The sequence below is a fragment of the Isoptericola sp. NPDC056605 genome (genome assembly GCF_042792795.1).
Classification (GTDB): domain Bacteria; phylum Actinomycetota; class Actinomycetes; order Actinomycetales; family Cellulomonadaceae; genus Isoptericola.
The window spans coordinates 530,661-544,433 of record NZ_JBHTVT010000001.1; the positions used below are offsets into that span (position 1 = coordinate 530,661).

Below are 13,773 nucleotides of genomic sequence, written 5' to 3' on the forward strand. Positions count from 1 at the left end.
GGAGCGGTCACCCCTGGAGCTCGACGACGGACTGGCCGATCCGGACGCCGACACCCGGCGCCAGCGGCTGCGGTCCCGACACCTGGGCGTCCCCGATGAAGGTGCCGTTCGTCGATCCGAGGTCCTCCACGTACCACTGGTCACCCTGCGGGAAGATGCGGGCGTGCCGCGACGACGAGTAGTCGTCGTCGAGCACGAGGGTGCAGCCCGGCGACCGCCCGATGAGGATCGACGCCGAGGACAGCGGGAGGGTGGTGCCGGTCAGCGGGCCGGTCGTCACGACCAGGCGCGTGGGACCGGAGCGCCGGGCGGGCGCGGGCGCGGCGGTGGCGGGAGCACCGGCGGCCGGTGCCGACTCGGCACGACGGCGCTCGGCCTTGGAGGCTCGCGGGGCGCCGCGCGGCGCCAGGTCGCGGCGCAGCACCGCGATCGCGGAGAGCACGAACACCCAGAGCAGCACCAGGTAGCCCAGCCGCAGCAGGGTGATCGTCAGCTCACTCATCCTGGGGGGATCACCAGCCTTCGGTCTGCTGGCCCGAGGCGCTGCCGGTCCAGAACATGATGCGGGTACGGCCGATGGTCAGGGTGTTGCCGTCCAGCAGGGTGGCGGCGGGCACCTGGTGGCCCTCGACGAACAGGCCGTTCGTGGAGCCGAGGTCGGTCGCGACGACACCCTCCGGCGTCACGCGGATCTCCAGGTGGCGGCGCGAGACCCCCGGGTCGTCGACCACGATGTCGGCCTCGGCGTCGCGGCCGATGACCGTCACCGGGCCGGTGAGCAGGTAGCGCTGGCCGTCGATGTCGATGAGGGGGTGGCGGGTGGACGGCGCCGCCGACGTGGCGGGGGCGACGTTGCCGCGCACGGTCGCGGAGCGGAGCTGGAACCGGCCGCCCGGCAGGTCCTCGTGCTCCTCGAACGACACGCTGACCGGGCCCACGAAGGCGTAGTGCTGCGAGGCGGCGTACTCGGTGAGGTTCGTGGCCAGCTCGTCGGCCATCGTCTCCGCGCCCCAGGCGTCGATCTGCGAGAAGTCCGCGGACGACAGCTCGATCGTGAACTCGTTCGGCACGACCGTGCGGTCGCGCCCGACGACGGCAGCGCGGTCGTCGATCTCGCGCCGCAGGCGGCTCGCCAGCTCGACCGGCTTGATCTCGCTGTTGCGACCCACCTTCGCGAACGCGTTGTTCATCACGCGCTCCACGCCTTTCTCGAAGCGATCCAGGGCGCCCATGCCACCTCCTCCCATTGGCCCGACACGTCCGCGGGCAGACTATCTAGATCGTAGGCAGCGCCGCAGCACCACTCCTCCGCGCGGTGTGGATTTCCTGCGAACGCTCGGCGCAGAAGCGGAACCGGCAGGTCACGGCGCGGTGACGGCCGCCACGCTCACCGTCAACGGCGGGTCCGGGCCGTTCCCGGGCGCGCAGACCCCTCAGCAGGGGATTGGGGAGCACCCCCGGCGCCGTGCTAATCTTCTGCGGCACGCGCGAGTGGCGGAATAGGCAGACGCGCACGGTTCAGGTCCGTGTGCCCGAGAGGGCGTGGGGGTTCAACTCCCCCCTCGCGCACGTGAGGAGGGTTTCGGCTTCAGGGCCGGAACACCTTCGGAAAGTCCCGGTCAGGTTCTCCTGGCCGGGACTTTCTGCGTTCCGGGAGGTCTGATCCGGCTGTGGGTGACGGCGCGAGCCCTCTCCTGGTCTCGAGCCTGGTCAAGCGGACTCGTCCCACCCGCCGAGCTCCGACGACAACCACGACCGCCACCACACCGCCCCGGCCACCGTCGGCCCTCGCTGGCGAGGGGGCCCGTGAGGACGGAGGAAGAGCGACGCCTCATGCCTACCGATCGGTGAGGAGCGGGTGTCTGTCTGGCCGGGGCCCTCTGCGCACCTGCGGAGGCGGCCATGCGTGGGCCGGGCGGGTGAAATCTTCGGGCCTCGGACGACCGCCGCGTGCCGCGCGGGAGGGCGGGGCGGGAGGCGACGGCCGACCGGTCAGCCCCCGCGAGGCCCGGCATCCCGGGCCTGCGCGACCTGTCGCCCCGCCGGCGAGGCCGCTCGCCGGTATCCGCTACCGCAGGTCCTGGGCGGTCCGGGCGGTGGTTTCGGCGGGCACATATCACGGGTACCTGAATAGGATCCGCGCGGCTCATCTCTCCCCTCGAAAGGGTCCCCATGCGCATCCTGTCCAAGCTCGCGGTCACCACGGTGGCGGCGGCCTCGCTCTTGCTCGGCACCGCCGTCGCTCCCGCGACCGCAGCCGCCGCCCCGGCGATCGACGTGACCTCGATCAAGGTCACGCCCTCCAACGGCAGCACCGGGACCAACTCCGCGACGAAGTACTACGACGTCCACACGAGCGTGAAGCTCGGCAACCTCAGCGGCTACGGCCAGTACTGGTGGGCCGACATCTCCGCCGACATCTACCGCGGCAGCACCCGCGTCGCGAAGAACCTCGACCTGGGCTCGGTCGCCTCGCAGAACTACAAGAGCCTGGACACCTACATCGCCGCGAAGTCGTCCTGGGGCCGCGGCACCTTCAAGGTGAAGAACGTGCGCGTGGTGGTCGACACCGACTACAACTCGACCACGCCGGACGTCACGCTCAAGGACGCCTCGTACTCCCGCGGCACCTTCATGATGAAGTCCTCGATCGACGGCAAGCTCAAGTACGGCAACGTCGTCCGGGTGACCTCGAGCGGCAGCCACAAGACCGTCAAGATCGGCCTGAAGAGGTACACCCCGTCCGGCTGGCACTCGTACTCGTACGCCAAGGTGAAGGTGCAGTACAAGAACTCCACCGGCTGGCACACGCGCAAGACGCTCACCCTGGACAAGTACGGCCTGAAGACCTACAAGTTCACGGCCTCGCACAAGTACAACTACCGCGTCACGATCGCTCCGACCACGACCAACGGGGGCGGCACGACCACCGCGACCCCGAAGGTCTGACGCGTCGCACCACGCAGCAAGGGCCTCCGGCCCGGGGACGTCCCTTTCCACGTCGCCGGGCCGGAGGCCCTTCTCGCACCGAGATCAGCCCCTCCGCGCGACGTCGCCCAGATCGCGGCCGTCCCCATCGCCTGGCTCCAGCAACGCCCTGACCAGTACTTCCGAACAGGCCCTGGCTGACCCTCGCCACTGAAGAGCGGCGTCCGCCCCAGCCAGGAAACCGTCGCGGAGAGGCCGGTGTGCCTGCGGGCCGCAGCCGGGTGTGCCCGGAGGCCACCATGGACGGGCCTCGCTGCGTTGGGGACGGTGCGACCCGGCCGGCTCACGACGCCACGGGCTGCTCGGTGCCGTGCCGGGCCTGGGAGCGGTACCGGCTCGGGCGCACGCCGTACTCCCGGGTGAACGCGGCGCTGAGGGCGTAGGCGTTGGAGTAGCCGACCTGACGGGCGATGGACTCGAGGGTGTCGTCGCGCTCCTGCAGGAGGTCCGCCGCCAGGCACAGCCTCCAGCCCGCGAGGTAGGAGATGGGTGGCTCCCCCATCGCCTCGGTGAAGCGGCGGGCGAAGGTCGCCCGCGAGACGCGGGCCCGGCGCGCCAGCGCCTCGACGGTCCACGCGCGCGACGGGTCGGCGTGCAGAGCCCTGAGCGCCGGGCCGACCACCGGGTCTCCCGCGGCCCCGTACCAGGCGGGGGCGGCGGCCTGGGGCAGGGCGAACCAGTCCCGCAGGGCCCCGATCAGCAGGATGTCCAGGAGCCGGTCGAGCACGGCCTGCTGGCCGGGCTCCTGCCGATCGAGCTCGCTCTCGAGCAGGTCCAGCGTGCGGGCGCTCTGCTGCGCGCGGGGCACCACGAGCACGGGCGGCAGCGCACCGACCAGGCGCTCGGCGATGCGGCCCGAGGTGCGGAACGACCCGGCCAGCAGCGCGTGCTCGGCCACCAGGGGCGACGTGCCGCCCGCCTCACCGTGGCCGAGACGTTCCTGCTCGAGGAGCTGCCCGGACGCGTCGTCGCGGACGCCCTCCGCGGTCAGGGCGCAGATGGGGTGACCGCCGCCCTCGCGGTCGCTGGCCAGAAGGGCACTGCCCTGCCCGGTGAGCACCGCGAGGTCCCGGGTGCCCAGGTGGACCGGGTCGGCGTCGTCATGCAGGACCCACCCGTCACCCCGGAGCATCGCCACGAGCGTGATCGTGGGGCCCGCCTCGACGCAGACCGACCACGGCGCGGTGAGCACGTCCTGCCCGATGAGGGAGCCCGAGGCGCGGAGGTTGTCGAGCACTTCCGTCAGGGTGTCCACCCTCACGAGGTTAGACGACGACGTATCTGGTCCAGCGTTCCAACCATTCTCCGTCTCACGGGCGAGGGGTGGACTCGTCTCGTACCCGAGGAGCCCGGCCCCGCACGACGCACCGGGCGAGGCTCCGATCCGCTCCCACCCCTGGAGGTCACGATGTCCGTCGACCAGACGCCCACCCCCGGCTCCGCGCTGTGGGTCCTCGCGCACCCGCGCCGCAGCTCCCTCAACGGCCACCTGTACCGCGCCGGCGTCGAGGCGTTGTCCCGGGACCACGACGTCGCGACGTCGGACCTCTACGAGCTGGGCTTCGACCCCGTGCTCGGTGCGAGGGACCTGGGCGAGCTCGCGGACCGGCCCGGCAACCTGGCCACGCTGGCCGGGGAGGCCTACGCCCGCGGCCAGACCGCCCCGGACGTGCGGGCGGAGCACGAGAAGGTCGCTCGCGCGGAGCTGCTCGTGCTCCAGTTCCCGCTGTGGTGGTACGGGCCGCCGGCGATCCTCAAGGGTTGGCTGGACCGCACCTTCACGGAGGGCTTCGCCTACGACAACGGCCTCGACCCGGTGCTCGGGCTGCCGCGACGGTACGGCGACGGCGGGCTCACGCGGCGCAAGGCGCTCATCGTGGTGACCGTCGGCGAGGACGAGCGCACGCTGGGACCCCGGGGTGTCAGCGGCGACCTCGACTCCCTGCTCTTCCCGCTCACCCACGGCGCGCTCTGGTACGTCGGGATCGAGGCCCTCGACCTGCACGTCGTGCACGACGCCGACTCCCTGGACGCCGCCGCGGCGGACCGCGAGGCGCAGCGGCTGCGTGCGCGGCTCGCGGGGATCGGCACCGAGCGCGGCCGGCCGTTCCGCCGCCTGCGCGACGGCGACTACCCGTCGGACCTCCGGGCGCTGCACCCGGACCTGCTGCCCGGCCGCACCGACCTCGGTATCCATCGTGCCGAGGCGCCGGGGAGCCTCGGGCTGCCTGCCTGACGCCGCACCGGTCGCAGGCGGTTCGCGCGACGATGTCGATCCGGGCCGCGGCCGTTCGACCTCGGAGTGACAGCAGTGAAGGCCACACGACAGGAGCGGGACCATGGCACGAGAGCTCGTCTATACCGGATTCATCACCCTCGACGGCTCGGTCGACTCTCCGGGCGGGACGGCCGAGGGCCACCCCGGGGGCGGGTGGGTGTTCGACACCGAGTTCCTCCCCGAGGCGTACGCGCTCAAGGGCGAGGAGCTCGAGGAGACGACGGCCCTGATGTTCGGTCGTCGCAGCTACGAGGCGTTCTCGGCGGTCTGGCCCGGCTCCGACGACCACGCGGCGTACCGGGACCTCCCGAAGTTCGTCGTGTCGTCGACGCTCGACGACGACGCCCTCGTCGACGGCTGGGGTCCGACGACGATCCTGCGCGGCACGCAGGACGTCGCCGCCCTCAAGCAGACCGACGGCGGCCCGATCTTCATCCACGGCAGCGCGGAGCTCGCGCTGCGGTTGGGCGAGGCCGGCCTCGTCGACCGCTACAACCTGCTCGTGTTCCCGTACCTGCTCCCCGGGGGGAAGACGATCTTCGGCACGAAGGGCGCGGACCGCCGCGCCCTGTCGTTGCGGGAGTCGGCCGCGTACGCGAACGGCGTGGTCAAGCTCGTCTACGACGTCGTGCGCTGACGGCGTCTCAGGCAGCCGTTCCGGACACGAGGTTCAGCAGCCGGCTGGCGACGAAGGCGGTGACCGTGGTCCAGCCGACGATCGCCACCGCCTGCCAGACGAGCACGCGCGCCTTGCCGACGCCGGACGCCACCAGCATCGAGGCCGTGAAGTGGGTGGGCAGCAGCAGCGGGCCGAGGAGGCTGACGCCGGGGACGCCGTAGCGCTCGTAGGCGCGCTGGAACTTCGCCCGGCGCGCGTCGCGGCGGTCCTCCGCCGGTCCGAGCGCGCCCTTGCCGCCCGGCGCGGGCCCGGAGCCCACCGGGACGGGGCTGCTCTGCCGGGCCTTCGCCCGGCGGCGGTTCACGACCGCGTCACGGGCGCCGGCGCTGGCGAGCACGACGGCGGTGACGGCGAGGAAGTTGCCGAGCATCGCGGCGACGGCCGCGACCGCGGGGTGGATCCCGCCGATGATGCCGATGGTCGCGCCGCCCTCCCCCTCGATGAAGGGGACCATGGCCGCGACCGCGACGATCAGGGGCTGGACCAGGTCGGGTACCTGGGCGACCAGGTCCTGGAAGGTGTCGACGAGATTCACGAGGTGCTCCGGGGGTGTCGGGGGCGTGTCGGACGATGCACCCAGTCCACCCGCGAGCGAGAAGGCTCGGTAGTGCCCGGAGTCACCGGTTCCCGTGCCGATCGCACGCCTCGGCCGTGACATCTGTCATGGGGCCGGCCGGCAGGGACGGGGGCACGGCAGGTCCGTCCCCGGAATGCGGTGGTGGTGGGCGAGCGGCCGCGCCACGATGACGTCATGTCCGGGCCGGTCGCCATCGTGGAGATCGCGTGCGACGAGTCGGGCTTCACCGGGACGAACCTGCTGGACCCGGCGTCGCCGGTGATCGCGCACGCGGGGGTGGACCTCACCCGTGACGAGGCGGCCGCCGTGCTCGGCACGCTGCGGTCGCGTTTCAACCATCGCCGGACGACGGAGCACAAGGCCCACCTGCTGCTGCGGCCCGGGCAGCCGGAGGCGGTGGCGTGGTTCCTGGCGGAGCTCGCGGGACGCTCGACGGTGCACGTCGTCGACAAGCGGGACCACGTCGCGGGGCGGGTGCTCGACCTGCTCACGGGCGAGCCGTCGTACGTCGACGGGACGCGCCTCGGTCACGACCGCGTCCGCGCGGTCGCCGTCCTGCGGGAGCGGGCCGACGTCCTCGCCGCGTTCGTCGCGATGACCCACCTCAAGCACCGGCGCCGGCCGGACCGCGCCGCCGTCGACCGGTTCCTCGCCCTGGTCCCTGGCGTGGTGGCCGACGGGGTGCCGGAGCTGGCCGGCGTGGCCCGGCGCGACGTCGTGGCGGTCCTGGACCGGCTGCTCGACGGCGACCCCGCCGTCCCGCCCCCGCTCGAGCCGCTGGTGCCGGCGCTGGCCGAGACGGTGCTGCGGTGGAGCGACGGCCGCCGCTCGGTCGTCGTCGTGCACGACGAGCAGAGCGCGCTGACGCGGCAGCGCACCGCCGTCCTGGCCGCGACCCTCGCCGCGGCGGTCTCGCCCGCACCGCCGCCGCTCCTCGGGGTGCGGCAGGTGGACTCCCGCCGCGATCCGCGCGTGCAGGTGGCCGACCTCCTGGCCGGGTGGGCGCGGAGCTCCGCGGAGCCCGCCGCCTGACGTCCGGCGGTCCCGTCAACACACGTCGATCCGCGGACCGGGTGAAATTGGGGGTTGCGCTCCGGGAAACCGGTCCCCTACGGTCAAGAAACCGGTTGCTGTGATCTGTTCGTAACCAATGTGGGTTCGGACAGCGGTCGTTCCGCCGAGCGGAGCGGCCCCGGCACCGGCTGCAGGTCCCGCGTTCGACGACGAAGGTGAGGCAGCAACGATGAGACGGCACGCGAAACGACGACTTCTCGCGGCGGGGGTGACGACGTCACTGGTGGCCGCGATCGGGGTCACCGCGATGACGCTCGGCGCCCAGGCCGCGGAGGGTGGCGTGACCGGGTTCGCCACCCAGAACGGCGGCACGACGGGCGGCTCCGGCGGCTCCGTCGTGAAGGCGACGACCGGCACCCAGATCCACGAGGCCCTGTGCGGCCGCGCGTCCGAGGACACCCCGATCACGATCCAGGTCGAGGGCACGATCAACCACGGCAACACGAGCAAGGTCTCGGGAGACAGCTGCAATACCGCGGACGGCGTGATCGAGCTGAAGCAGATCAGCAACGTCACGCTCGTCGGGGTGGGCAGCGGCGCCACGTTCGACCAGGTGGGCATCCACATCCGCGAGGCCAGCAACATCATCATCCAGAACGTCACGGTCAAGAACGTCAAGAAGTCGGGCTCCCCGACGTCCAACGGCGGCGACGCGATCGGCATGGAGTCCGGCGTGTCGAACGTGTGGGCGGACCACGTGACGCTCGAGGCCTCGGGCGGCGAGTCCGAGGGCTACGACGGCCTCTTCGACATGAAGGGCGACACGAAGTACGTGACGCTCTCCTACAGCATCCTTCGCGGCTCCGGCCGCGGCGGCCTCGTCGGCTCGGGCGACAGCGACCTGGGCAACGGGCCGGTCACCTACCACCACAACCTCTACGAGAACATCGACTCGCGCCTCCCCCTGCTGCGCGGGGCGACGGCCCACATCTACAACAACCACTACGTCGACATCCACGAGTCCGGCATCAACGCGCGCGCCGGCGGCAAGGCGAAGGTCGACAGCAACTACTTCCAGGACTCGAAGGACGTGCTCGGCACGTTCTACACCGACCTGCCCGGCTACTGGCAGGTCGCCGGGAACACGTTCGACAACGTCACCTGGTCGGAGCCGGGCGAGGACAACAACCCCGCCGGCCCGAACCCGACGTCGACGACGTCGGTGAGCATCCCCTACGACTACTCGCTCGACGACGCCGGTTGCGTGCCGGACGTCGTCGCCGCGACCGCCGGGGCGAACAAGGGCCTCAGGGTGTCCGACGGCTCGTGCGAGGCGACGACGCCGGAGCCGACCGACCCGCCGACCGGCGAGCCCACGGACCCGCCGACCGGCGAGCCGACCGACCCCCCGACGGACGAGCCGAGCGGGGCCAACCTCAGCCTCGGCGCCGGCGCGGACGGCTCGTCCAAGGCGTCGGGCAGCAGCTTCGGCAACGTGACCGACGGCAACCTGAGCACGTTCTGGTCGCCGTCGAGCACCACGGGTCGCGTGTCCGTCAAGTGGGCCACCCCGCAGACCGTGGCGCAGGCCAAGGTCGTCGAGGCGGCCGGCTCCGAGGGCACGATCACGGGGTTCCGCGTCGTCAACCACGACACCGGAGCCGTGCTCGCGACCGGCAGCCGCGCGGGCGTCGTCAACCTGCCCACGACCACGCTGAGCAAGCTCGACCTCGAGATCACCAGCGCCTCCGGCACGCCGAAGGTGGCCGAGCTGGAGACGTACGCCGGCCAGGGCTCGACGGACCCGACCGACCCCACCGACCCGACGGACCCGACCGACCCGGAGCCGACCGACCCGCCGACCCCGAGCGGCGAGGTCATCTACGCGGCGCCCGACGGCTCGGCCGGCGCGGCGGGCACGGAGGCCGACCCGACGACGGTCGCCGCGGCGATCGCCGCCGTGGAGCCGGGCGGGGCGATCTACCTGCGCGGCGGCCAGTACGACCTGGCCGACACGCTCACGATCGAGCCGGGCAACGACGGCACGTCGTCGGAGCGGACGCTCCTGTCGGCGTACCCGGGCGAGACGCCGGTGCTCGACTTCTCCGCGCAGGCCGAGGACTCCGCCAACCGGGGCCTCGCCATCGGCGGCAACTTCTGGCACGTGTACGGGATCACGGTCCAGAACTCCGGCGACAACGGCATCCTGCTCGGCGGCGACGACAACGTGATCGAGCGCGTCGTCACCCGCGGGAACGCCGACACGGGTCTGCAGATCGCCCGCCTGGTCGCGGGCGCGCCGAAGGCGGAGTGGCCGGCGAACAACCTGGTGCTCTCCTCCGAGTCCTACGACAACGTGGACTCCGACGGCGAGGACGCGGACGGCTTCGCGGCCAAGCTGACGGTCGGCGAGGGCAACGTGTTCCGCGACTGCGTGTCCCACAACAACATCGACGACGGCTGGGACCTGTACGCCAAGTCGGACACGGGCCCCATCGGCGTGGTGACCATCGAGGACTCGCTCTCCTACGACAACGGCACGCTGTCGGACGGCTCGCAGGCCGGCAGCGGCGACCGCAACGGCTACAAGCTGGGCGGCGAGGACATCCCCGTCGACCACGTGGTGACGGGCAGCATCGCCTACGAGAACGGCAAGCACGGGTTCACGTACAACAGCAACCCGGGCTCGATCACGGTCGCCGACAACGTGAGCATCGGCAACGAGGAGCGCAACTTCAACTTCGACGAGGGCAGCCACCGGTTCAGCGGCAACGTGTCGTGCGACAGCGGCTCCAACGACCGGATCGTCGGGAGCGACGACGGCACCAACGAGTTCTGGTCCGGCTCCAACAGCGCCGCCTGCGGCGCCTACGCGGGCGACCTCGACTGGTCCTTCGCCGCGGACGGCACGCTGGAGGTGACCTTCGGCTGAGCCGACCCGCTCTCGACGGAGCGCCCCGCGCGGGCGCACCGTCACCCCGACCCCGGCCGGCCCGTCGACCCCTCCGACGGGCCGGCCGGTCCCATGACCGGGCCGTGGGCGTCCGCTCTGCGCACACCCGTGGCGGTCCCGTGGCATCCTGGCCACGTCCGTGACGTCGAGGCCAGGAGACAGCAGATGAGCAGCGGTGCGGGCGGCCGCGGCAGGCCGTCGATCCTGGCGTCGATGGACGTCCCCGACAGCATCCGGTCGCGCGTCCTGGTGACGTTGCGGGAGGCGATGGTGGCCGGCGAGCTCGAGCCCGGGGCCATCTACTCGGCCCCGGCCCTCGCCCAGCGGCTGGGCGTCTCGGCGACCCCGGTGCGCGAGGCGATGATGGAGCTCACCCGCGAGGGGCTGGTCGAGACGCTGCGGCACCGGGGCTACCGCGTGGTGGAGCTCGGCGACGTCGCGCTCGAGGAGATCCTCCAGATCCGCGAGCTCATCGAGGCGCCGACGGTGGCGCGCGTCGCGACGCTGGCGACGGCCGCCCAGGTGCGGGCGCTGCGCCCCCTCGCGGACCGCATCGACGCGACGGCGGCGGCCGGCGAGCTGCAGGAGTTCGTCGCGGCCGACACGGCCTTCCACACCGAGGTGCTCGCCCTCGCGGGGAACGCGCGCCTGGTCGAGGAGGTCCGCCGGCTGCGCGGCATGTCGCGGCTGCTCGGGCTCCAGGGCCTGCACGAGGAAGGTCGTCTCGTGGCCACGATCCGGGAGCACCACGAGCTGCTCGACCTCCTGGAGGCCGGCGACGCGGCCGGCGCGGAGGCGTGGATGCGCCGGCACCTGAGGCACGTGCGCGACGTCTGGTCGGGGCAGGGCTCGGGCGCGTCGTCGAGGGCCTCGGCGGGTCCGGCGGGCGACGCCGCCGACGCCGGCTGACCGGGATCCGCCCTGCTCACGACGCGGGAAGCCCTTGCGTCCGCGGTCGGTGCAATTGTACGTTGCACGCCATTCGAGGCCCCCGACGTGGCGGGCCGGACGGGAGCAGGCGCGTGACTTCGCAGCAGTCCACGGTCGGGAAACCGGCCACCAACCTCCGGGTGCTGGTCGGCAGCCTCTCCGGCAGCGCGATCGAGTGGTTCGACTTCTTCCTCTACGCCACCGCAGCGGCCCTCATCTTCGACAAGCAGTTCTTCCCGACGGACGACCCGGCCGTCTCGCTGATGCTGTCGTACCTGTCGCTGTCGCTGACGTTCTTCATCCGCCCGTTCGGCGGCATCGTCTTCTCCCACATCGGTGACAAGATCGGCCGCAAGAAGACGCTGGTCATCACGCTCTCCCTCATGGGTGGCGCGACGATCGCGATCGGCCTGCTGCCCACGTACGCGCAGGTCGGCGTCCTCGCGCCGGCGCTGCTCATCCTCTGCCGCGTCATCCAGGGCCTCGCGATCGGCGGCGAGTGGGGCGGCGCCCTGCTGCTCGCCTACGAGTACGCGCCGGAGAACCGCCGCGGCTTCTTCGGCTCCGTGCCGCAGACCGGCGTGACCATCGGCATGCTCCTGTCGACCATCGCCTTCGCGCTGGTCACCTCGCTGCCCTCCGGGGCGTTCGAGTCCTGGGGCTGGCGCCTGCCGTTCATCGCCTCGGTGGTGCTCGTGTTCGTCGGCCTGTGGATCCGCAAGGGCCTCGCCGAGACCCCCGCCTTCCGGGAGGCCAAGGCGAGCGGCAACGTGGCCAAGCTCCCGATCAAGGACACGCTGCGCGACCACTGGCGCTCCGTGCTCGTCGCCGTCGGCGCCAAGGTCGTGGAGACCGGCCCGTTCTACATCTTCGCCACGTTCGTCGTGAGCTACGCGACCGGCACCCTCGGCATGCAGCAGTCGGTGGTCCTCAACGCCGTGAGCGCCGCCGCGTTCGTCAGCACGCTGGCGATCCTCGCGATCGGAAGGCTCTCCGACCGGCTGGGCCGACCCGCCGTCTTCCTCGGCGGCACCGTGCTCATCGCGCTCTTCGCGGCGCCCTTCTTCCTGCTGCTCGACCTCCAGGTCGACTGGGCCGTCTACGCGGCCGTCGTCATCGGGCTGGGCATCGTGTGGCCCCCGGTCACCGCCACGCTGGGCACGCTGATGTCCGAGACCTTCACCACCCGCGTGCGCTACACCGGCGTCACGCTCGGCTACCAGATCGGCGCCGCGCTGGCGGGCGGCACCGCGCCGCTGCTCGCGACCTGGCTGCTCTCGCGGTTCGACGGCGCCTGGTGGCCGATCGCCGTGTACATGGTGGGACTCGCGGTCGTCGCGCTCGTCGCCGTGTCCCTGTCCGGCCGGGTCGTGCGCCTCGAGCGCGCCCGGATCGAGGCGCGCGAGGCGCGCGAGGAGGTGGCCGCGTGACCGGGCTGCCGTTCGTCACGGCCGACGAGGTCCGCCGCCGGGTCGGGCCCGACGACGCCCGCCGGCTCGTCGAGCGTGCGCTGCGCGACGGCTTCGACCCCGCCGACGACCCGGCCCGGTCGTCGGTGGCCGCCGGCGGGGGGCACCTGCTGCTCATGCCGTCGGTGCTGGGCGAGTGGGCCGGGGTCAAGATCGCGTCCGTGGCGCCGGGCAACCCCGCGCGCGGCCTGCCGCGCATCCAGGCGACCTACCTGCTGCTCGACGCCGCCACGCTCACGCCCCGGTTGCAGCTCGACGGGTCGGCCCTCACCGAGCTGCGCACGCCCGCGACCTCGGCCGTCGCGGCGGACCACCTCGCGGCGCCGGACGCGCGGCGCCTGGTCGGCGTCGGCGCCGGGCCGCAGGCCGTCGAGCACGCGGTCGCGATGGCGGCGGTGCGCGACCTCGACGACGTCGCGCTCGTCGGCCGCGACCGCGGACGCCTCACGGCCGCCGTCGACGGCCTCGTCGCGCGCGGGATCCCCGCCCGCGCGGGGAGCACCGCCGACGTCGCCGACGCCGACCTCGTGGTGTGCGCGACGTCGGCGGGCGAGCCGCTCTTCGACGGCGCCCTGGTGCGCGACGGCGCGTGCGTCGTGGCCATCGGCTCGCACGAGCCCGACCGTCGCGAGCTCGACGCCGGGCTCATGGGGCGGGCGCTCGTCGTCGTCGAGGACCGCGCGACCGCGATGCGCGAGTGCGGCGACGTCGTGCTCGCGGTCGAGGAGGGCGCGCTGCGACCCGACGCCCTCGTGCCGCTCGCCGACGTCGTGCGCGGGCGATCCCGCGCCACGGACCGGCCGAACGTCTTCAAGGGGTCCGGCATGTCGTGGCAGGACCTCGCCGTCGCGGTGGGCGTCGCGGAGGCGGCCGGGCGTTGACCGG

The 13,773-nt window shown here is 72.7% G+C and carries 12 protein-coding genes and 1 tRNA gene; 9 read left to right on the plus strand and 4 right to left on the minus strand.

Annotated elements, in window-relative coordinates; genetic code table 11:
• Nucleotides 1–7 precede the first annotated feature (7 nt).
• Both ACFQ8Y_RS02405 and ACFQ8Y_RS02410 read right to left on the minus strand, forming a co-directional pair.
• Nucleotides 8–502 (minus strand): FHA domain-containing protein, encoded by a 495-nt coding sequence (locus ACFQ8Y_RS02405; protein ID WP_430584482.1) that lies wholly within the window; start codon nt 500–502, stop codon nt 8–10.
• Between the two features lie 10 nt (nt 503–512).
• Nucleotides 513–1,232 (minus strand): FhaA domain-containing protein, encoded by a 720-nt coding sequence (locus tag ACFQ8Y_RS02410; RefSeq protein ID WP_430549440.1) that lies wholly within the window; start codon nt 1,230–1,232, stop codon nt 513–515.
• 253 nt (nt 1,233–1,485) lie between these two features.
• On the opposite strand from ACFQ8Y_RS02410, the gene ACFQ8Y_RS02415 reads away from it, so the two are divergent.
• Nucleotides 1,486–1,569, plus strand: a tRNA-Leu gene (locus ACFQ8Y_RS02415).
• Between the two features lie 603 nt (nt 1,570–2,172).
• A complete protein-coding gene (locus ACFQ8Y_RS02420; RefSeq protein WP_430584483.1) occupies nt 2,173–2,949 on the plus strand; it encodes a hypothetical protein in 777 nt (258 codons plus the stop codon).
• 322 nt (nt 2,950–3,271) lie between these two features.
• Here the strand turns inward: ACFQ8Y_RS02420 and ACFQ8Y_RS02425 are convergent, their stop codons facing one another.
• Entirely contained in the window at nt 3,272–4,243 is a 972-nt protein-coding gene (locus ACFQ8Y_RS02425) for a cupin domain-containing protein (RefSeq protein ID WP_430549442.1), read from the minus strand.
• A gap of 153 nt (nt 4,244–4,396) precedes the next feature.
• On the opposite strand from ACFQ8Y_RS02425, the gene ACFQ8Y_RS02430 reads away from it, so the two are divergent.
• Together ACFQ8Y_RS02430 and ACFQ8Y_RS02435 are read left to right on the plus strand one after the other, a co-directional pair.
• On the plus strand, nt 4,397–5,224 hold the full coding sequence (locus tag ACFQ8Y_RS02430; protein ID WP_430549443.1) for an NAD(P)H-dependent oxidoreductase: 828 nt from the start codon (nt 4,397–4,399) through the stop codon (nt 5,222–5,224).
• Nucleotides 5,225–5,327: 103 nt separating this feature from the next.
• Nucleotides 5,328–5,903: a dihydrofolate reductase family protein gene (locus tag ACFQ8Y_RS02435; RefSeq protein ID WP_430584484.1), complete on the plus strand. Its 576-nt coding sequence runs from the start codon at nt 5,328–5,330 to the stop codon at nt 5,901–5,903.
• Nucleotides 5,904–5,910: 7 nt separating this feature from the next.
• Here ACFQ8Y_RS02435 and ACFQ8Y_RS02440 read toward each other — a convergent pair whose 3' ends face one another.
• Nucleotides 5,911–6,480: a small multidrug efflux protein gene (locus tag ACFQ8Y_RS02440; RefSeq protein WP_430584485.1), complete on the minus strand. Its 570-nt coding sequence runs from the start codon at nt 6,478–6,480 to the stop codon at nt 5,911–5,913.
• Between the two features lie 216 nt (nt 6,481–6,696).
• Between ACFQ8Y_RS02440 and ACFQ8Y_RS02445 the strand changes: the two genes are divergently transcribed.
• The 5 genes from ACFQ8Y_RS02445 (at nt 6,697) to ACFQ8Y_RS02465 (ending at nt 13,769) form a co-directional block, all read left to right on the plus strand.
• Nucleotides 6,697–7,554: a DUF3800 domain-containing protein gene (locus ACFQ8Y_RS02445; protein ID WP_430563586.1), complete on the plus strand. Its 858-nt coding sequence runs from the start codon at nt 6,697–6,699 to the stop codon at nt 7,552–7,554.
• 265 nt (nt 7,555–7,819) lie between these two features.
• On the plus strand, nt 7,820–10,468 hold the full coding sequence (locus tag ACFQ8Y_RS02450; protein ID WP_430584486.1) for a hypothetical protein: 2,649 nt from the start codon (nt 7,820–7,822) through the stop codon (nt 10,466–10,468).
• A gap of 186 nt (nt 10,469–10,654) precedes the next feature.
• A complete protein-coding gene (locus ACFQ8Y_RS02455) occupies nt 10,655–11,398 on the plus strand; it encodes a GntR family transcriptional regulator (protein WP_430584487.1) in 744 nt (247 codons plus the stop codon).
• 113 nt (nt 11,399–11,511) lie between these two features.
• On the plus strand, nt 11,512–12,849 hold the full coding sequence (locus ACFQ8Y_RS02460; protein ID WP_430584488.1) for an MFS transporter: 1,338 nt from the start codon (nt 11,512–11,514) through the stop codon (nt 12,847–12,849).
• The gene (locus ACFQ8Y_RS02465) at nt 12,846–13,769 is read left to right on the plus strand and encodes an ornithine cyclodeaminase family protein (RefSeq protein ID WP_430584489.1); all 924 of its coding nucleotides are present in this window, start codon (nt 12,846–12,848) and stop codon (nt 13,767–13,769) included. The genes ACFQ8Y_RS02460 and ACFQ8Y_RS02465 overlap by 4 nt, the downstream gene beginning before the upstream one ends.
• The last annotated feature ends 4 nt before the right edge of the window (nt 13,770–13,773 follow it).